The organism is Photorhabdus sp. RM96S, assembly GCF_042879335.1.
Lineage (GTDB): Bacteria > Pseudomonadota > Gammaproteobacteria > Enterobacterales > Enterobacteriaceae > Photorhabdus > Photorhabdus kayaii.
In genome coordinates, this window is sequence record NZ_JBHFKT010000005.1 from 74,700 (window position 1) to 93,078 (window position 18,379).

Here is an 18,379-nt window from a genome sequence, read left to right on the forward strand (position 1 = left end):
TCCAAGTGGAATATTATATACCCAACATTTCTAACCTTCCTCCTATGCCTTTGCCTTGAACTATAAGATGACCATTATAATGATCATCTAATGTTGACATTCTTATTTTGATAAACCATGATAATGACTATTATAGTGGTCATTAATGGCCTTAATGACCATTATAATGGTCATAAGGAGGGAATATGTTAAAACATAGAGCCTATTCAAAATTCTCTAAAGAAGCAGTCATGTTACTCGGAGAACAAATCAAGTTAGGTAGAAAACGGCGCCATTGGTCAGAAAAGAATTTGGCAGAACGTGCTGGTATATCCAGAACCACACTGCAAAAAATTGAAAGCGGAGATATGGGTTGCTCTATAGGATTAGCATTTGAGCTAGCTAACCTTGTAGGTATCAACTTGTTTGACAGCGATAAGCTTCCTATCTCAGCACGTATAGAACAAACGAGAGATAAGCTAGTTTTGTTACCACAACGTATTCAGGAAAAAGAGAGAGAAGTGTACGATGATTTCTAACAACAAAGAAGCTTATGTCTGGATATGGTTACCAGAACAAACTGAGCCAGTGGTGGCTGGCCGCCTAGAAGAATTTAATGGCCGCATTTTATTTAACTATGGTAAAAGTTTGGAAACTGCGCATAATTTTAATATTTCAGAGAAAAAAGCAAAAGAAATCTTTAATAAACAAATATCAATAATCCAAGATAATTGGAACAGTATCTGTGAAGAAGCTGAATTAAGTGAAATAGATAAAAAGTTGCTCTAGCATAGACAATTTTTAAATCCATTTTCTATAGCTTTTTGAGAATTTTAAGAGCCTGTATACCCTATGGATTTCAAGTTGCATCGCGGCGGCAAGGGAACGAATCCCCGGGAGCATAGATAACGATGTGACCGGGGTGAGTGAGTGCAGCCAACAAAGAGGCAGCTTGAAAGATGACGGGTATATATAAACTTATTATAAATCAATCTTACAGGCCAAAACACCTACTTTAGTAATGGCCCATTTTAGGAATAATTTTAAATTAGACTATTTTTAATTCGTAGATAAACCTTCGATGACTAAGTGTAATAAAATAATTTCCAATATTACTTATCACAAATCGCATTAATTTCATCTGGCAGAGTTAACTCACCAAATGGACTTTCTATTTATTTACCTTTTCAATGTTGAATTATACTTATGCGTCGTCCATACTTTCTAATAAGCACATCAGTGTCTGGTCACTGTTTAGTGAATATAAACATGGCCTAATCTTCAATAACTTTTATCACTTGGTATGGAGCATGTTATGGATGTTTGTTCAGGTTGTCATGATTCCCTTCATGATTCCGTTGTTGCGGAAGTAGAAGGCAAGATCTATAAAAGTTGCCCATGTTGTTCCGCCTCAATGGGTCAACATGTTTTTTATCACTATGAAGACTTTGGTATGAGGGATATGGGTGATGGCCGCTATATTGTTCAATCTTGGTGTCCTGGTTGTCGAGTAAAAGATGGTCATAAACCAGACGTCTGTTTTACCTGCTAAAAGTCACTTATATACCCTATGGATTTCAAGATGGATCGCGATGGCAAGGGAGCAAATCCCCGGGAGCATAGATAACTATGTGACCGGGGTGAGTGAGTGCAGCCAACAAAGAGGCAACTTGAAAGATAACGGGTATATTCGTATCTGCTGGTTATTATGCAAAATAGTTGCTAGTTGCATGCCAGCAAATAATATAAGAAATAAACAATAAAATTCGTTAGTTAAAAACCTAAACGCCAATAACGTATCTTTGTCCTGACTTTAAAAATTAATATGGCTTAAGCCATCTTGATCATCATTACACCCAACAGCAACAAGGCAATTCCACCCCAACCTTTACAATTCAAACGCTGATTAAACATAATCCAGCCAGCAGCAACTGTCGCGATAATACCGAAAGCACCCCATAAGGCATAAGCAACGGAAAGCTCAATTCCCTTCACTGCCTGAGCAAGCGCACTGAACGCCCCAAGAACAGTAATAAGCGAAAGAATACCCATCCAAGGACGTCTAAAACCATCAGAAATTTTCAGTAAAATATTCGCTAAAATATCCAACGCTATAGCAAGGAATAAGAACGCCGCATGCCACCATTCAAATTGTTGCAACATGTTATGCCTCCTTTATTTTACCGTTTTTGGTTGTTGCGACACTGACAGCCTTATTTGCCATCTGCTTCACTACCTCTGCCGATTTTTTGACTGCGGCTTTTCTAGTACCAGATTTAATCAACATAATCCCTGTTATCAGCAGAACCAATCCCCCTACTTTCATCAATGACAGTGATTCATCAAACCACATGACACTAAAAACAGTAATAAATAGAATACCAACCCCTTCCCACAAAGCATACGCAACGCCCAGTGCCACTTTTTTCACCGCCATTGCCAACAAGATATAGGATGTGGCGATCATGATGTACATAACGGCCATGCCAACTACACCACCGGAAACGCTGGCATGTTTCATCGATAAGGTACCGATAACTTCGGTAATAATTGCCATTGCAAGGAACAACCAATAAATCATTTTCTTTCTCCCGACCACGCAAATACGCACGTCAAGACGCAGCTATAAATAACCTAAACCCACCCATATATAAGATGAGAAATAATAACCTGCGTTTTTGACGAAACAGAAATACCGGTTGAAAACCGGTTAACAGGAGTCAGACGCTATAATGAACTGCACCAGTAATGCTCACTGGATAAAATGGCAGAAAGGAAAAGCATGTGAGTGGAACTTTGAAACTTGACGCTTTTGGCGCTGTTCATGATATTTCATTCCTTCATCGCACCGATATTCTGCGCGATATACTAAGAATCCTCATAAATAAATAGTGTTAATTTTCTTAGTACTTCTACCATATAAGATAATAGAAAGCAACCACCAAATCTCATTTATTTTTTTATCTGATAAACAACGTTGAATAGAAAAACAGAATTGATACTAATATAAGCTGATACCTTCACGATATAACCCAAGCCGCTTATAGCGCGGCTTGAGCTTCAACAGAAAGGTTTGTCAATTATTCAAATTCATTCCACGAACGACCATCGCGGGTGATCATAGCAACAGAAGCAACCGGCCCCCACGTTCCCGCCTGATAAGGCTTAGGCGCATCATTATCCGCCGCCCATGCATTCATAATAGAATCAACCCATTTCCACGCTTCTTCCACTTCATCACGACGAACGAATAGCGCCTGAATACCCCGCATAGCCTCCAGCAGTAACCTCTCATAAGCATCCGCCAATGGAATATGGTTAAACGTTTCAGAAAAACTCAGATCCAGCTTAGTGGTTTGCAGGCGATGCTTGTGTTCCAGTCCTGGGGCTTTGTTCAGCACTTCAATATCAATACCTTCATCCGGTTGCAGACGAATCGTTAGCTTGTTCTGCGGTAGTTGTTGATAAGATTCAGAGAACAAATTCAGCGCGGGCTTTTTAAAATAAACTACCACCTCAGAACATTTCGTTGGTAGACGTTTACCGGTTCTCAGATAGAAAGGAACCCCGGCCCAACGCCAGTCATCAATATCGACACGGATAGAGACAAAAGTTTCCGTCCGGCTGGACTGGTTCGCCCCCTCTTCTTCCAGATACCCAGGTACCTTATGCCCCTGAACAAAACCGGCAGTGTATTGACCTCGTACCGTCTTCTCCCGCACATTCGTGTGATCAATACGGCGCAGAGAACGCAATACTTTTACTTTTTCATCACGGATACGGTCTGTCGTCAGATCTGCCGGAGGAGACATAGCAATCATGGTCAATATTTGCAACAGGTGATTCTGAATCATATCGCGCATCTGTCCGGCTTGGTCAAAATAACCCCAACGGCCTTCAATACCGACTTCTTCAGCTACCGTAATTTGTACATGATCAATTGTCCGGTTATCCCAATTATTCACAAACAGGGAATTGGCAAACCGCAGCGCCAACAGATTCAATACGGTTTCTTTACCCAGATAATGATCAATGCGATAAACCTGACGCTCATTGAAATATTTTGCCACTTCATCATTAATGGCTTTGGATGATTCAAGATCGACCCCTAAAGGCTTTTCCATCACAACTCGATTTGGCTCTTTATTTAGCCCTGCAAGGCCCAACCCGTGACAAACCGAACCAAAAGTACTTGGTGGCATCGCAAAATAATGGATTGCAGGCCGATTCTCCTGCTTAAGAATTGCCTTCAATTTGGCAAAGTCTTCCCTTTGATTAACATCCAGATTGCAGAACGCCAAACGCTCACTCAATGTCTTCCATAATTCTGAATCTAATTTTTCTGGCAAGAATGTATTTAAAGCTTCTTCAACAACCTTGGTATAAGCTGTTTTATCCCAATCAGCCCGGCCAACACCAATAATCCGGGTTTCTGGGTGAATATAACCCGCTTTCTCAAGCTGATAAAGGGAAGGCAATAATTTCCGGCGTGCCAAATCCCCTTTAGCGCCAAAAATGACTAAATCACAAGCCTGAGCTGTAGAAGTAACCGCCATATGTCTCTCCTCGTTGCGGGATATTGTAATTTTGTTACAGCATTAACCAGTAATGTACTCTTTTGACCATGGCGCGTAAACAGCGATAACGAATAACCATCACCTTATGTTAACAATGTGTTTTATCTATGATAAAGATGTGATAAATTTATGTAATTTTGCAACGTTTATGAAAGATAATTACCAATGTGAAAGTTAGACACTTGTCATACTTTTATGAAAAACATTAAATTATTGTAACTTCCTACTGCCAGCTTCAATTTGCTAATAGTATATTTTCATAAAATTTATATAGATTTCTTCTCTGAATGAAATCGTCAAAACCACAGGTAACTGCGTTTTATGAATACACTGGAACGGGTCCAAAACAGTATCGAATTTTTGAGTAAGTCAGAAAAAAAAGTGGCGCAGACAATCCTGGCTTCACCACAAACTGCGATTCATGCCAGTATCGCAACACTGGCAAAAATGGCAGAAGTCAGTGAACCCACGGTTAACCGTTTTTGCCGCCGTCTGGATACTAAAGGTTTTCCCGATTTCAAACTCCATCTAGCCCAAAGTCTTGCCAATGGTACGCCTTATGTAAATCGCAATGTTGAAGAGAGCGATACAGTTAGTGCCTACACCAATAAGATATTTGAATCGGTAATGGCAACTCTGGATACCGTCAAAAACAATTTGGATATTACAGCCATTAACCGAGCTGTTGATTTACTGACTCAAGCCCGGAAAATCTCATTTTTTGGCTTGGGGGCTTCTGCGGCCGTCGCCCATGACGCAATGAATAAATTTTTCCGGTTCAATATTCCCGTTATCTATTTTGATGACATTGTGATGCAACGGATGAGCTGTATTAACAGTGCCGAAGGTGATGTCGTCGTACTCATCTCCCATACCGGCAGAACTAAAAGTTTGGTTGAAGCAGCACAACTTGCGCGAGAAAATGATGCGACAGTTATCGCAATTACCTCCCAAGATTCTCCCCTCGCCCACGAAGCAACGCTCGCCATTCTTCTGGACGTCCCGGAAGATACAGATATTTATATGCCAATGGTCTCAAGAATCGCTCAATTAACTGTTATTGATGTTTTAGCTACGGGTTTTACCCTGCGCCGTGGTTCAAAATTCAGAGATAACTTGAAAAGAGTCAAAGAAGCGCTACGAAATTCACGCTTTGATAAAATTGACTTTCCCCCGACCTGAAAATAGTCCTCTCTCTATTAGGCTGACTCGCAATAATTGCGTAGTCAGCGATCGTTTATAGCCCATTGAGCATTGATAAATAATCTTCACTAGCCAAGTGAAGCGAGAAATTACATAATTATATCAAGAAAATCCTATGTTATTTAGTTAACCTGAGCTTCGCTTAAGAAGGGAACTAAGTGCCTGAGGCACGATTAAAGTTTTTGATAAAGAAAACACGATCATGGAGAACCTCAGGCATGAATAATTTAGATGAAATTTATTGTGAAATCGACGATTTTTGACTTGTCATTTATACTTTACAACATACCCATCCTGGAGTTTCCCCTCTTCCAATTCCAAGTATTGCCAGATTTCAGTAAATGTGACTACCACTTTCCATCATTGCCAGAACTTCCAAGACACTATTAGATTATCGATAAACCGGGAACAAATCGTGATAGGATAGAAATGCGGCAACGGTCATATCAGGATGTGTTGATACGAGTCACAAAAAGCCCCACGATAGTCGCTTACGGCCTTGCCACAGAGGTAAACCACAAAAGTAATCTATAAACAGCCTTGATAGTTGGATTGCCGAAGAGGTTTTTTTACTCGTTTTATAGGATAATTAATAGATTATTGATTATTTTTATATCACAAATACCCATACTCACAGGTCAACGGAGTAAAATATGTCCAGACGGCTCAGAAGAACGAAGATTGTTACTACACTTGGCCCGGCTACCGACCGCGATAATAATCTTGAAAAGATTATTGCTGCGGGTGCAAACGTAGTCCGCCTTAACTTTTCCCACGGTACCGCCGAAGATCATCTCCAGCGCGCCAACAAAATCCGCGAGATCGCAGCCCGCCTGGGGTGCCATGTTGCCATTCTTGGCGATCTTCAAGGACCTAAAATTCGCGTATCAACGTTTAAAGAGGGCAAAATTTTCCTGAATGTCGGAGATAAATTTCTGCTTGATGCCAATCTTGGTAAAGGCGAAGGCGATAAGGAGAAAGTCGGTATCGATTACAAAGGATTACCCACGGATGTTGTACCGGGTGACATTTTGTTGCTGGATGATGGCCGTGTTCAACTGAAAGTATTAACAGTTCAGGGCATGAAAGTATTCACTGAAGTGACAGTGGGTGGCCCGCTATCCAACAATAAGGGCATCAACAAACTGGGCGGTGGATTATCCGCTGAAGCCCTGACCGAAAAAGATAAAGAAGACATTATTACGGCGGCCAGAATTGGCGTTGATTACCTTGCTATCTCTTTCCCCCGCACCGGTGAAGATCTTAACTATGCTCGCCGCCTGGCGCGAGACGCGGGCTGTGAAACGCAGATCGTGGCAAAAGTTGAACGCGCAGAGGCCGTTAGCAGCGATAAAACCATTGATGAAATCATTCTGGCTTCTGATGTCGTCATGGTCGCCCGTGGTGACCTTGGCGTAGAAATCGGTGATCCAGAGTTGGTTGGTGTTCAGAAAAAACTCATTCGCCGGGCCCGCCAACTGAATCGTGTAGTGATTACCGCGACCCAGATGATGGAATCGATGATCACCAACCCAATGCCTACCCGTGCAGAAGTGATGGATGTGGCAAACGCCGTTCTTGACGGCACTGACGCCGTGATGCTCTCCGCTGAAACCGCTGCGGGCCAATACCCTGCCGAAACGGTTGCCGCAATGGCGCGAGTCTGTCTCGGAGCAGAAAAAATGCCCGGACTCAACGTATCGAAACATCGGCTAGACACAATTTTTGACAGTATCGAAGAAGCCATTGCGATGTCTACCATGTACGCAGCAAACCACCTAAATGGGGTTAAAGCCATTATTGCAATGACCGAATCAGGTCGCACCACTCGTATCATGTCTCGCATTAGTTCTGGTCTCCCCATATTCTCTATGTCTCGTCATGAAAAAACCTTAAACCAAACGGCTCTTTACCGTGGTGTAACACCCGTTTATTGCAGCAGTCATACTGACGGTATAACAGCAGCCAATGAAGCAGTTAATCGTCTGCGTGATAAAGGTTATTTGGTTTCCGGCGACCTTGTTCTGGTTACTCAGGGTGATCAGATGGGAACAATTGGCAGTACTAATACCTGCCGTATTCTTGAAGTGGAATAAAACTTTATTACATTTAGCGCCAAGTTTTCGACAATCAGGTTAGAATCAGAAAACTGGCGCACTTTTATTTGAAATCCATAGGGTATAAATCCTTTACCTCAAAAGAATAATTTTAATCTTCTCTAATGTTTTATTATGGAAATATTTCAATTAGATATTATAAAAATATGATGTTAAATTTATTCTTAAAATATTCACCTTAAACATAGCAATAAGAATAAGTTAAATAAATTCTCATTGCCAAAAATTTCTATTTTATTAAAGTCATAGCTGTCCGACATACCAAAAATCGGGACTTACCTCTGCCAAATGATGTCATAAAAAACAACAAAGAATATTGACAATCATTTAATATAGTACTATTAATTAAATACTGATATCAGCATTTTCCATATGGAAATACAATATTTCCTAATAATATATACCCAATGGATTTCAAGATGGATCGCGACGGCAAGGGAGCGAATCCCCGGGAGCATAGATAACGATGTGACCGGGGTGAATGAGTGCAGCCAACAAAGAGGCAATTTGAAAGATAACGGGTATATCTCTATTAGAAGGAAATAGCAGGTTAACTAATTAACCATCTAAAAATAAAGTGGAGATTATCATGCATAATACCTCAACCTATAAAACTCAAGAAGCACTAAATTCCCTTGCTGCATCATTCAAAGAGACCGAACTCTCAATTACTGAAAAAGCACTGAAAGAATTAAGCAGTAAACCAAAGGTCCCTGAGATCACCGCCTGGAACTGGTCAAAGAGCTTCCAAGAGATTTAAAACCTATCCTATCAGGTTATTTTATTTTCCTGAAAAAAAATACCTATTAGGATAAATACTGCATCCGTTCAATTAAAAATTTTTTGAACCTTGACCATAGGGTAATCGTATGAATTTTTTGGGATTACCCTAAATAATTTCATTATGTGAATATAATAATTTTAACAATATAGATAACTGATTTCACCTCCGAAGAAAATTTTGTCTTTTTCGAAAAGAGACAATATACTCATTGGATTAAATTTTTTCATCTCTACATATAAATATAATAGATTTCAGTAACTCAAAAGTGTAAAAATATGAGAAAAAACACATATTGACAGAAAAAAACACTTTAATTGGATCTTCATGTAAGTTATGTGGAATACTCAAAGGCAAGGATATCGGTATCTAAACACGGTACCTCAACATTTATATTAAAACTTGTCCCTATACCCTATAGATTTCAAGATGGATCGAGACGGCAAGGGAGCGAATCCCCGGGAGCATAGATAACGATGTGACCGGGGTGAGTGAGTGTAGCCAACAAAGAGGCAACTTGAAAGATGACGGGTATATACAATAAGGAATAGTAGCCACAAATGAACGCTATTAACATCTCAAAATCCATGAAGCGTTTCAATATTTCAGTATCGATACTCTCAGTGTCAATAGCGATATTAGCCATTTATTTACTCTCCACCGCCTTCTATTCAGATATGCAGGTCGATAACGACTATCAAAACAATAGCAGTTTTTACCGGGTAGAAACGACCTTTAATTTACCTAACGGAGAAAAAGTCAGATCAGCAAAATCACCCTTGCCACTCATAGACGAACTGAGAAAAGATGAGAGAATAAGCCACGTAAACTACTTTTTTAAACTTAATACGACTATTGAATTAAAGGGAAAAAAGATCACTAAAGTTCCAGTGTTTGCGGTAAATGATGAATTCCTGAATACCCTATCTCCCTTTAAGAAAGTGGATACCTCTCTGGGAGCAAATGAGATTTATATCACAGAAGAGTTCAATAACCACTATCTCGGCTTAGAAAAGCCCAAAGGAAAATCCCTCGTTTTAAACAATGAAACCTATATCATCAAAGATATTTTAGAAAGACGTCGCGATTCCAGCCTTAATATTCAAGCTATTATTGCATTTAAACCAACGCTGATTAAAGATTACAATAAAGAACTATTCAATTGGTATGATACCCAGGCTTATGTTTTTATAAAATTTGCTAATGAAAAGGCAATATCTAATCTCAATGCACTACTCAAGCATATTATTGAAACCAAAGCGCCCAATCTTCCAGGCGCGCCATTTACTGCCAGTGAATTTATTCATCTATCACTAAAAAAATTAAAAGATATGCATTATCAAGATGGATTACCTGATGAAATATCTATTGGTTTATCAAAGGAAATAATCTATAGTTCATATATTGCATTCGCGTTTATCTTATTTTCGGCACTCACCAACTACTATAATTTAACTTCTGCGGATTCAGCAGAAAAAAGGGATATCTATCAGTTAAAGAAAGCATTAGGTGCTTCAACTTTCAATATTATAAAAGATTCATTACCTTCTATGCTGATAAGAATCATATTCTCTACCCTTATATTCTTATTGCTTATTATCACAACATTCAATACATCACATTATATCAAAAATATATTTTCCCTATTAGAAATAAAGAGTTTAATATATCTGGGGATATTCTCTATTTTTATCACTTTTATTTTTATTTCATCAATACATTTTTCATTCTCATTACGTTTCTATATTTATCAAAGAAATAGAAAAATGGATATGAGATATGAATCAACACTTGCCTCTTGGTTTAGAAAATCATCATTAGCTATTCAATTACTTGTTTCTGGAGTGTCTATTTATTTAGTCACTGGATTAGCAAATCAATATATTCACCTTGTTGATTTACATACGCCGTATGATAATACCAAGACAATATCGGTAGCAATTAATAACGATAATAGCAAGAAATTAGCGATTAATGAATTAAGCTATAATCTTATCAACCAATACAATACATCAAACATAACCCTAAGTAACTGGCGACCATTTGACATGTCAAGGGAAAATATCACTGTTTACTATTCCGGCCAACAAAACAAGAATAACTATATTTCGTCTAATGTTATTACCGCGGACGAGAATTTTACTAATGTATGGAAAATGAAAATCTTAGCCGGCGGAAATAATCGAGTATATCAAAGTGATAATGCCAATATAGTCAATGCATTAGTCACAAAAGAATTTTTAAAACAGAATGTCATCACTCAATACGATGATATTTTTAATAATTACTATTGGTACATAATGGAGGATAAAAAGATCCAAATTAGATTTATTCAGATTATAGATGATTTTAATTTAGGCGCGGTAGATGAACCTTTTAGACCCATCATTGTTTTCATAAAAAAAGATCACAGCAAATATGCCTCGCTGAATCTAAATGATATTAGTCACCTTGCTCCGGTACTCAAAAAATTATCAGAACAGGGTTTTGATAAAAATGAAATTGATTTAACCAGTGATTTATTTGATGCTTATTATGATAACTATTTAAAAGTAATAAAATTATCATCGGCTGTCGCTATATTTTCCATCCTATTATTAATCATTGCCTGTTTTACTACCAGTATGACTGACTTTAACTCTATGAAAAAAGAATTAAGTATAATGGAGTCCATTGGTGGTTCCATTTATACAAACCTTACTCACTTTTTATCGAAAAGCGTCATCCCTATCATCGCATCAATTTTCGTAGCATATCTATTGGGAAGAACAATTTTAGTTTATCTACTCAATGAATATAGCGTAATTTACACTGACTCTTTTGTATACAGTGCTCTCGCGCTATCTGCTACAATGATATTCACCGTTATTATCATGATCACTACCTATTTGGTGAATTATAGAAAACTCTCTGCTACTAAATTTTTGTGAGATTAATCATGGATATAGAAATTAGAAAAAAAAGAATACATAATAAGGAGAAATTATTAATTCTCATTTTCTTTATCGCTTTTATTTCATTTATCGCCTTTATTATCTATTACGTCACTTCAGCCAAAGAGGCTGTCGTCAATGAAAATGAAGTGACTCAATTTCATGTCAGCAGCAAAGTAGATAGTGATGTTCTGAAAACAAGAGCGGTTGTTGTTCCTAATAAAAGTGTATCTATCTCAACAGAGATTGGCGGAATCGTTACCGATATAATGAAAAAACCATCACAAGATGTTTTAAAGAGTGAAGAAATCGTTAAATTATCTAATTTTAATTTCACATTGAATAATTCTGCAATGTTAGCGGATGTTACAGATAAATTGAATAATTTGATCAATATCAGAATAAATTTGCAATCTGATTACAGGGATATCAATAACAGATTCTTAGAAGCCGATAAAGAGTTGAAAGAGGTAGAAGACAAGTTAAGACGATATCATGATCTTGTACACAAAAATTATGTTTCTAAAGAAACTTTGTCTGATTTAAAGATTAAAAGAGATTACTGGCACGATGTTTATTTATTTTATAAAAAATTGAAAAATGATAAAGATCGTGACATATCAAAGCAATTAAAAGAAATAGACGAATTTGTCGAAAAACAGCGAAAACTTTCTGAAATTATTGAAAATGGTTTTGAACAACTTTCAATAAAATCACCTATAGCCGGTAATATCAGTTCATTAGATTTAATTCTAGGTCAGCGCTTAAAGCCTGGTGATCAAATTGCTATTGTGGATGATTTATCAAGTTTCTATTTTGAATCAGAGATTAACGAATATTATTTAAATAAAATAACCTACCATTCATCTGCCAGCTTAATCTATAACAATGGAAAAATACCTTTGCTTGTGAAGTTAATTTCATCTGAAGTTAATAATGGAACATTCAAAGTTAGATTTGAATTGGAAGATAAGAAAGCCATTAACTTCAAACGGGGGCAATCCGTTGATGTCATCATTAAACTTAATGAAGATCGAAAAATATTCTCCATCCCCTCATCAATGGTCTTTTCTATTGATAATAAGAGCTATGTATTTGTTTACTATCCAGATAAAAAAATTGCTCAACGTATTCAAGTGTCCATCGGGCAGGATACTGGTTCCAATATTGAGATTAAAAATGGTGTTACTGAAGGACAAACGTTAGTGAGCTTTGGTAAAAATAGATTGGTTAATAATGATACCGTAAGGATTGAATAAAATGATTAGCATGATGAATGTCTGTAAATCATATAAAACGAAATTTATTCAAACAAATGTTTTGAATGAAATAAATCTCAATATAGATAAAGGTGAATTTATCTCCATAATGGGCGCATCTGGATCAGGGAAATCAACATTACTCAATGTTATTGGCATGTTTGAAACGATCGATAGCGGTCAATTCACACTGAATAATAGCAATATTTTAACAATGAAATATTCTGAAAAAATATCATTCAGACGAGAATTTATTGGTTATATTTTTCAATCATTCAATTTATTACCCAATCTAACTGTATTTGAAAATATAGAACTACCATTGAAATATAGAGGTTTTTCTAAAAAACAGAGAAAAAATAAAGTATTTGATGCAATAAGTCATTTTGGATTAGAAAACCGAGAAAATCATAAACCGGTACAATTATCTGGCGGACAACAACAACGTGTCGCTATTGCCAGAGCAATGATATCAAATCCCACTATTTTATTGGCTGATGAGCCAACGGGAAATCTGGATAGCATAAATGGTCAAAATATCTTGTCTTCACTGAAAGATCTGAATGAAAACGGCACGACTATTGTTATGGTAACTCATTCCATTGAAGCGGCTGCATTTTCTCACAGAACATTAACCATGAAGGATGGCCATTTACTTGCTTGAGCATAAATAACATGAAGGAGTTCTTTATGGACACAATAATCCCAATAAAACATTTAGATTCAGATGAATCATCGATTCTCAAGAAATCGCCTAAGATTAATTACAGACAGTTGGCTTGCAGAATTATCGGCGAAATCCCGGCTGAAAAGATATTAGATGATGATGAATTGGCTTTATATAATGAGGAGATGGGCATACACTTTAGCCCTGAAATTATTAATGCCAATAAGCTAGTCGTTGTTGTTAAAGCTACCAGGCTTTGCAATTTAAGATGTACTTATTGCCATTCCTGGGCAGAAGGAAAAGGAAATACGTTAACATTCTTCAATTTAATGCGCTCTATTCACCGTTTCCTATCTATACCCAATATAAAGCGGTTCGAATTTGTCTGGCATGGAGGTGAAGTAACTCTATTGAGTGTTAATTATTTTAAAAAACTTATCTGGTTGCAAGAACAATTTAAAAAACCAGATCAAGTCATTACCAATTCTGTACAAACCAATGCGGTCAATATTCCCGAAGATTGGCTGGTATTCCTTAAAGGGATCGGGATGGGGGTAGGTATAAGCGTTGACGGTATTCCAGAAATACACGATAGCAGGAGATTAGATTATAGAGGTAGACCAACATCTCATAAAGTTGCCGCAGGTATGAAGAAATTAAGAAGTTATGGCATCCCTTACGGTGCTCTTGTTGTTGTCGATAGAGATGTTTACGAATCAAATATAGAAAAAATGCTCTCTTATTTTTACAAAATTGGTTTAACGGATATTGAGTTTTTGAATATTGTTCCAGATAACCGTTGTCAACCCGGTGACAATCCTGGAGGAAGTTATATAACTTACCATAATTATATTAATTTCCTTTCCAAGGTTTTCCGTGTTTGGTGGAATGGTTATCAAGATAAAATCAATATTCGTCTGTTTCATGGATTTATTGACAGTATTAAATCATCTCAAAAGAAAATATCAGATTGTTATTGGGCAGGTAATTGCTCTCAGGAAATTATCACTCTGGAACCTAATGGTACTGTATCAGCATGTGACAAATATGTTGGCGCCGAGGGAAATAATTATGGTTCGATTATCGATAACGATCTTGGACATTTATTAGCTAAATCAAACACAAATAAGAATCATCTTAAAGAAGAAATGGAATCATACGAAAAAATGCATCAATGTAAATGGTTTCACTTATGTAATGGTGGATGTCCTCACGATAGAGTGACTAACAGAAAACATAATCCGAATTATAATGACTCATGTTGTGGAACCGGAGGTTTGTTAGAGACAATAAAACAAACCATAGCTGCATAAATGCTATCCTGATATTTTAAGTGCAAATATAAAATGCCTCGTCAAAATACCCCCTAACTATTGGATGCCATATCCAACATTAGGGGGACAATAAAAACTTTCAAACCGTGATAATAACTTTACATCTTTGCGACTAAAATCACAGATCTTCTCTGTTATACGGCCCAATATCACCCGCTTTCCGAGTCTTAAGCAATTTAAGTATCCAGGTGTACTGCTCAGGATTTGGTCGCACTAATTGTTCTAATTCTTCATTCATCCGACGAGCAATAAAAGCATCATCTTTGCCATCAATATCATCCATTGGTGGTCGAATATAAATATCAAGCTGGTGGGTACGGTAATTATAAACCGGAAACAGGGGCACAATAGCGGCACGACAAACCTTCATCAATCTCCCAATTGCCGGTAACGTTGCTTTATAAGTTGCAAAGAAATCGACAAATTCACTGTGCTCCTCACCATGATCTTGATCAGGCAGATAATATCCCCAGAAACCCTGGCGAACAGTGGCGATAAAAGGTTTAATTCCAGCATCACGGGAATGTAAACGACCACCAAATTGACTGCGAGCTTTATTCCACAAATAATCTGATACTGGGTTTTTTTGATGATGAAACATAGCCGCTGCTTTTTGTCCACCCGCCGTCAGCAATATCGCAGGAATATCCACAGCCCAGCCATGAGGAACCATGAAAATAACGTTTTTCCCCTGCTCTTTCAGTTGAAGAATAATCTCTTCCCCATGCCAATGAGTCCGGTTTAACGTTGATTTTGTACCACGTAAACAAAGTTCAGCCAACATAACAAAAGGTTGAGGTGCGGTAGAAAACATCTTATCAATCAATGCCTCACGCTGTTGCTCCGTGAGTTCCGGCATACAGTAACACAGATTTATTCTTGCTCTACGACGTGCTCCTTTCGCAAACCTACCCGCTAGCCAGCCTATTTTAGCTAGCAGAGGATCACGCACTTTAACCGGCAGGTAAGCCAGCCCGGCCAACACACCAATGCCCAGCCATAATCCCCAGTAACGAGGATGCAGGTAAGATTTATGAAATGTCGGCACATAACCAGCTTTACTGTCTTTATCTGTCTCTTTATGCATGAGATAACTCTTTAAAACAAAACGATAATTTGCCATTTTAATACAGGGATCTATATCAACAAATGTCAACATATCTTGTTCTGCAATACAAAACGACAGCGGATGATATCAATCATCCGCTTTAAAGTCTGTTACTAATGAACAATTAAACTCAATCTAACAGAAGCTGAGGCGTTACCTCTTTTATCGTTGCCAGGAATTCTGTGCGTTCTTTACCACTCAAACCTCCAGAACGCGGTAATTTAGCCGTTAATGGGTTTACCGCCTGCTGATTGATCCAGAATTCATAATGCAAATGTGGGCCCGTAGAACGTCCAGTGCTACCGGACAACGCAATACGATCACCCCGTTTTACCTTCTGCCCTGATTTCACCAGCAGCTTTCTCAAGTGCATATAACGCGTGGTATATTGGCGGCCATGGCGAATGGCAATAAAGTTACCTGCTGCTCCATTATATTTGGAGACAATCACCTCACCGTCACCCACCGCCAAAACAGGTGTTCCCACTGGCATGGCAAAATCCACACCTTTATGCGGCGCAACCCGACCAGTGACTGGATTCACACGCCGAGGATTAAATTGGGAAGATACCCGAAATTGCTTGGTGGTTGGAAAACGCAAAAATCCGCGCTCCAGACCGGAACCTTGACGATCATAAAAACGCCCATCTTCCGCCCGGATAGCATAATAATCTTTACCACCACTATTTAGGCGAACACCCAGTAATTGGCTCTGTTCACTGTGACCATCCAACATTTCACGGGACAGCAATACAGAGAAACGATCACCTTCATGTAATTTACGCAAATCAATTTGCCATTGCAGTGCTTTAGTGACTTCACGCGCTTCACTGCTGGTTAAGCCGGCATTTAAAGCACTGCTGGTAAAGTTACTATCAACAACGCCAACGACGACGCTGTTTTTCCACTCCCCTTTCTGAAACTCTTTTGTTTCTTTAAACAGATCGCCTTCACGGGTATAAATGCGCATTTCACGGCGGGAAATACCCCAAGTCAGCGTTTGCAAGTCACCCGCTTCATTGACTGTCCATGACAATGGCTGACCAATGTTCAGTCCCCGTAACGCTTTATGCTGACTCGCGAGTAACGCTACATCAGAAGAGTCGATACCAAATTGGGTCAGAATATTACTGAGGGTGTCACCGTCGGAGACAATATATTCATGCGGAGTTTGAGCCGTAACCTCTGAGTTCGTCTCTTCATCAGGAATACCTTCGTCCGGTAGCTGTTCACTGCTATCTGCAATAATCTCATCACTATTTACGGGAAGATTGATGGCGATGCTGCCGACTGTTGTTTCTTCTTGTTCATGATGATAAGCAATAGGTTGCCACATAGTGACAACCAATGTTGCTACAGTCAGCGAACCCAACATAATTTTATGCGGTCGCGGTAACTCCTTATACACCAGAACGATAGTTTTAACTATCTGTTGCACTCATTGAATTCCTTATTACTTTAATTCAGGCAACCCGCGTACTGTTCCGACAACTGAGTTATAAATTTCATATAGCTGTCCTTATCCAATACGATGCGGCCTCCTAACGGATCTAACGTGCCCATACGCACTCCCGTATCCTTCGCCACAGCATTAATAACGGTCGGCCTGAATTGTGGCTCAGCAAAAATGCAGGTTGCTTTCTGCTCAACCAATTGTGTTCGTATATGATGTAATTTTTGTGCGCCAGGTTGTATTTCAGGATTAATCGTAAAATGTCCTAATGGCGTCAGGCCATAATGCTGCTCGAAATAGCCATAAGCATCGTGAAAAACAAAATACCCCTTACCACGCACCGGCTTAAGGATATTAGCAATATTTTTGTCAGTTTGCGCAAGCTGCGTATTGAATTTACGTAGGTTTACGTCCAGCGCTGCTTTTTTATGCGGATAACGCGCTTGTAATTGGTCATAAATCCCCTGTGCGACCTGTTTTGCTATTTCTGGTGATAACCAGATGTGCATATTATATTCACCATGAGAATGATGTTCATGACCATCTTCATGTTTATGTTGATCCGATTCGGGTAAATCTTCATTATTTTTCAGCAATAATGGCCTAATCGTTGGCAATTGTGCTAAAACTAACTGTTTATTTTGTGGAACTTTGGCTAACGGTTTAGACAAAAAGATTTCCATCTCAGGTCCAACCCACACAACTAAATCTGCTTGGTTAACTTTCTTAAGATCAGACGGTTTCAATGCATAATCATGCGGTGATGCCCCATCAGGTAACAGTACCTGCGTATCAGTTACACCCTCAGTTATTGCCGCAGCAATAAAACCCAACGGACGGATTGATGTTACAACATCGGCATTAACCGATTGTATCGTTCCTGACATGAAAACAGCAGTAATCGCAGTCTTACAGAGAAACTTGTGCGCTAGTTTATATGATTTGTGTAACATAATGTAAATATCTCG

General features: G+C 38.4%; 19 protein-coding genes. 12 read left to right on the forward strand and 7 right to left on the reverse strand.

Annotated elements, in window-relative coordinates; all coding sequences use genetic code 11:
• Positions 1-185: 185 nt before the first annotated feature.
• The 4 genes from ACGF49_RS04455 (at position 186) to ACGF49_RS04470 (ending at position 1,742) form a co-directional block, all read left to right on the forward strand.
• Positions 186-518 (forward strand): helix-turn-helix transcriptional regulator, encoded by a 333-nt coding sequence (locus ACGF49_RS04455; protein ID WP_113040633.1) that lies wholly within the window; start codon positions 186-188, stop codon positions 516-518.
• Entirely contained in the window at positions 508-768 is a 261-nt protein-coding gene (locus tag ACGF49_RS04460; protein WP_191214690.1) for a hypothetical protein, read from the forward strand. Before ACGF49_RS04455 ends, ACGF49_RS04460 begins: the two co-directional genes overlap by 11 nt.
• Before the next feature lie 526 nt (positions 769-1,294).
• Positions 1,295-1,531, forward strand: coding sequence for a hypothetical protein (locus ACGF49_RS04465; protein ID WP_113040634.1), 237 nt, complete (start codon positions 1,295-1,297; stop codon positions 1,529-1,531).
• Complete coding sequence (locus ACGF49_RS04470; RefSeq protein WP_146748031.1) at positions 1,497-1,742, forward strand: hypothetical protein; 246 nt, start codon at positions 1,497-1,499, stop codon at positions 1,740-1,742. The genes ACGF49_RS04465 and ACGF49_RS04470 overlap by 35 nt, the downstream gene beginning before the upstream one ends.
• Positions 1,743-1,809: 67 nt before the next feature.
• Here the strand turns inward: ACGF49_RS04470 and mdtI are convergent, their stop codons facing one another.
• The 3 genes from mdtI to zwf form a co-directional block, all read right to left on the reverse strand.
• Entirely contained in the window at positions 1,810-2,142 is a 333-nt protein-coding gene (gene mdtI, locus ACGF49_RS04475; RefSeq protein ID WP_113040635.1) for a multidrug/spermidine efflux SMR transporter subunit MdtI, read from the reverse strand.
• Between the two features lies 1 nt (position 2,143).
• On the reverse strand, positions 2,144-2,560 hold the full coding sequence (gene mdtJ, locus ACGF49_RS04480) for a multidrug/spermidine efflux SMR transporter subunit MdtJ (protein WP_112896147.1): 417 nt from the start codon (positions 2,558-2,560) through the stop codon (positions 2,144-2,146).
• 499 nt (positions 2,561-3,059) lie between these two features.
• Positions 3,060-4,535 (reverse strand): glucose-6-phosphate dehydrogenase, encoded by a 1,476-nt coding sequence (zwf, locus tag ACGF49_RS04485; RefSeq protein ID WP_113040636.1) that lies wholly within the window; start codon positions 4,533-4,535, stop codon positions 3,060-3,062.
• A gap of 342 nt (positions 4,536-4,877) precedes the next feature.
• Between zwf and ACGF49_RS04490 the strand changes: the two genes are divergently transcribed.
• The 4 genes from ACGF49_RS04490 (at position 4,878) to darA (ending at position 8,636) form a co-directional block, all read left to right on the forward strand.
• Positions 4,878-5,738 carry a MurR/RpiR family transcriptional regulator gene (locus ACGF49_RS04490; RefSeq protein WP_113040637.1) on the forward strand — a complete coding sequence of 287 codons (861 nt, stop codon included), beginning with the start codon at positions 4,878-4,880 and terminating at the stop codon, positions 5,736-5,738.
• 674 nt (positions 5,739-6,412) lie between these two features.
• Positions 6,413-7,855, forward strand: coding sequence for a pyruvate kinase (pyk, locus tag ACGF49_RS04495; protein WP_113040638.1), 1,443 nt, complete (start codon positions 6,413-6,415; stop codon positions 7,853-7,855).
• 393 nt (positions 7,856-8,248) lie between these two features.
• Positions 8,249-8,422 (forward strand): hypothetical protein, encoded by a 174-nt coding sequence (locus ACGF49_RS04500; protein WP_158536454.1) that lies wholly within the window; start codon positions 8,249-8,251, stop codon positions 8,420-8,422.
• 43 nt (positions 8,423-8,465) lie between these two features.
• Positions 8,466-8,636, forward strand: coding sequence for a darobactin family peptide antibiotic (darA, locus tag ACGF49_RS04505; RefSeq protein ID WP_158536455.1), 171 nt, complete (start codon positions 8,466-8,468; stop codon positions 8,634-8,636).
• A 445-nt stretch (positions 8,637-9,081) separates the two neighbouring features.
• Here darA and ACGF49_RS04510 read toward each other — a convergent pair whose 3' ends face one another.
• A complete protein-coding gene (locus ACGF49_RS04510) occupies positions 9,082-9,303 on the reverse strand; it encodes a hypothetical protein (RefSeq protein ID WP_113040639.1) in 222 nt (73 codons plus the stop codon).
• On the opposite strand from ACGF49_RS04510, the gene darB reads away from it, so the two are divergent.
• Genes darB through darE form a run of 4 tightly spaced genes read left to right on the forward strand, consistent with a single transcriptional unit; the run spans position 9,281 to position 14,829 of the window.
• A complete protein-coding gene (gene darB / locus ACGF49_RS04515; protein WP_387489853.1) occupies positions 9,281-11,587 on the forward strand; it encodes a darobactin export ABC transporter permease subunit in 2,307 nt (768 codons plus the stop codon). The two genes, ACGF49_RS04510 and darB, sit on opposite strands and share 23 nt — an antisense overlap.
• Before the next feature lie 8 nt (positions 11,588-11,595).
• Positions 11,596-12,849 carry a darobactin export ABC transporter periplasmic adaptor subunit gene (darC, locus tag ACGF49_RS04520; RefSeq protein ID WP_271858967.1) on the forward strand — a complete coding sequence of 418 codons (1,254 nt, stop codon included), beginning with the start codon at positions 11,596-11,598 and terminating at the stop codon, positions 12,847-12,849.
• A gap of 1 nt (position 12,850) precedes the next feature.
• Positions 12,851-13,513 carry an ATP-binding cassette domain-containing protein gene (locus tag ACGF49_RS04525; protein WP_113040642.1) on the forward strand — a complete coding sequence of 221 codons (663 nt, stop codon included), beginning with the start codon at positions 12,851-12,853 and terminating at the stop codon, positions 13,511-13,513.
• 26 nt (positions 13,514-13,539) lie between these two features.
• Complete coding sequence (gene darE, locus ACGF49_RS04530; protein WP_387489858.1) at positions 13,540-14,829, forward strand: darobactin maturation radical SAM/SPASM protein DarE; 1,290 nt, start codon at positions 13,540-13,542, stop codon at positions 14,827-14,829.
• A gap of 139 nt (positions 14,830-14,968) precedes the next feature.
• Here darE and lpxM read toward each other — a convergent pair whose 3' ends face one another.
• From lpxM to znuA, 3 genes are all read right to left on the reverse strand, one after another.
• Complete coding sequence (gene lpxM / locus ACGF49_RS04535; protein ID WP_387489861.1) at positions 14,969-15,937, reverse strand: lauroyl-Kdo(2)-lipid IV(A) myristoyltransferase; 969 nt, start codon at positions 15,935-15,937, stop codon at positions 14,969-14,971.
• A gap of 151 nt (positions 15,938-16,088) precedes the next feature.
• The gene (mepM, locus tag ACGF49_RS04540; RefSeq protein WP_387489864.1) at positions 16,089-17,396 is read right to left on the reverse strand and encodes a murein DD-endopeptidase MepM; all 1,308 of its coding nucleotides are present in this window, start codon (positions 17,394-17,396) and stop codon (positions 16,089-16,091) included.
• 20 nt (positions 17,397-17,416) lie between these two features.
• The gene (gene znuA / locus ACGF49_RS04545) at positions 17,417-18,364 is read right to left on the reverse strand and encodes a zinc ABC transporter substrate-binding protein ZnuA (protein ID WP_387489867.1); all 948 of its coding nucleotides are present in this window, start codon (positions 18,362-18,364) and stop codon (positions 17,417-17,419) included.
• Positions 18,365-18,379: the final 15 nt, after the last annotated feature.

Coding starts and splice junctions, on each gene's coding strand:
- ACGF49_RS04490 (WP_113040637.1), top strand. CDS start 4,878: ATGAATACACTGGAACGGGTCCAAAACAGTATCGAATTTTTGAGTAAG.
- mdtJ (WP_112896147.1), bottom strand. CDS start 2,560: ATGATTTATTGGTTGTTCCTTGCAATGGCAATTATTACCGAAGTTATC.
- ACGF49_RS04500 (WP_158536454.1), top strand. CDS start 8,249: ATGGAAATACAATATTTCCTAATAATATATACCCAATGGATTTCAAGA.
- ACGF49_RS04525 (WP_113040642.1), top strand. CDS start 12,851: ATGATTAGCATGATGAATGTCTGTAAATCATATAAAACGAAATTTATT.
- ACGF49_RS04455 (WP_113040633.1), top strand. CDS start 186: ATGTTAAAACATAGAGCCTATTCAAAATTCTCTAAAGAAGCAGTCATG.
- ACGF49_RS04510 (WP_113040639.1), bottom strand. CDS start 9,303: ATGGCTAATATCGCTATTGACACTGAGAGTATCGATACTGAAATATTG.
- ACGF49_RS04465 (WP_113040634.1), top strand. CDS start 1,295: ATGGATGTTTGTTCAGGTTGTCATGATTCCCTTCATGATTCCGTTGTT.
- pyk (WP_113040638.1), top strand. CDS start 6,413: ATGTCCAGACGGCTCAGAAGAACGAAGATTGTTACTACACTTGGCCCG.
- ACGF49_RS04460 (WP_191214690.1), top strand. CDS start 508: ATGATTTCTAACAACAAAGAAGCTTATGTCTGGATATGGTTACCAGAA.
- mdtI (WP_113040635.1), bottom strand. CDS start 2,142: ATGTTGCAACAATTTGAATGGTGGCATGCGGCGTTCTTATTCCTTGCT.
- darC (WP_271858967.1), top strand. CDS start 11,596: ATGGATATAGAAATTAGAAAAAAAAGAATACATAATAAGGAGAAATTA.
- lpxM (WP_387489861.1), bottom strand. CDS start 15,937: ATGCATAAAGAGACAGATAAAGACAGTAAAGCTGGTTATGTGCCGACA.
- znuA (WP_387489867.1), bottom strand. CDS start 18,364: ATGTTACACAAATCATATAAACTAGCGCACAAGTTTCTCTGTAAGACT.
- darA (WP_158536455.1), top strand. CDS start 8,466: ATGCATAATACCTCAACCTATAAAACTCAAGAAGCACTAAATTCCCTT.
- ACGF49_RS04470 (WP_146748031.1), top strand. CDS start 1,497: ATGGTCATAAACCAGACGTCTGTTTTACCTGCTAAAAGTCACTTATAT.
- darE (WP_387489858.1), top strand. CDS start 13,540: ATGGACACAATAATCCCAATAAAACATTTAGATTCAGATGAATCATCG.
- zwf (WP_113040636.1), bottom strand. CDS start 4,535: ATGGCGGTTACTTCTACAGCTCAGGCTTGTGATTTAGTCATTTTTGGC.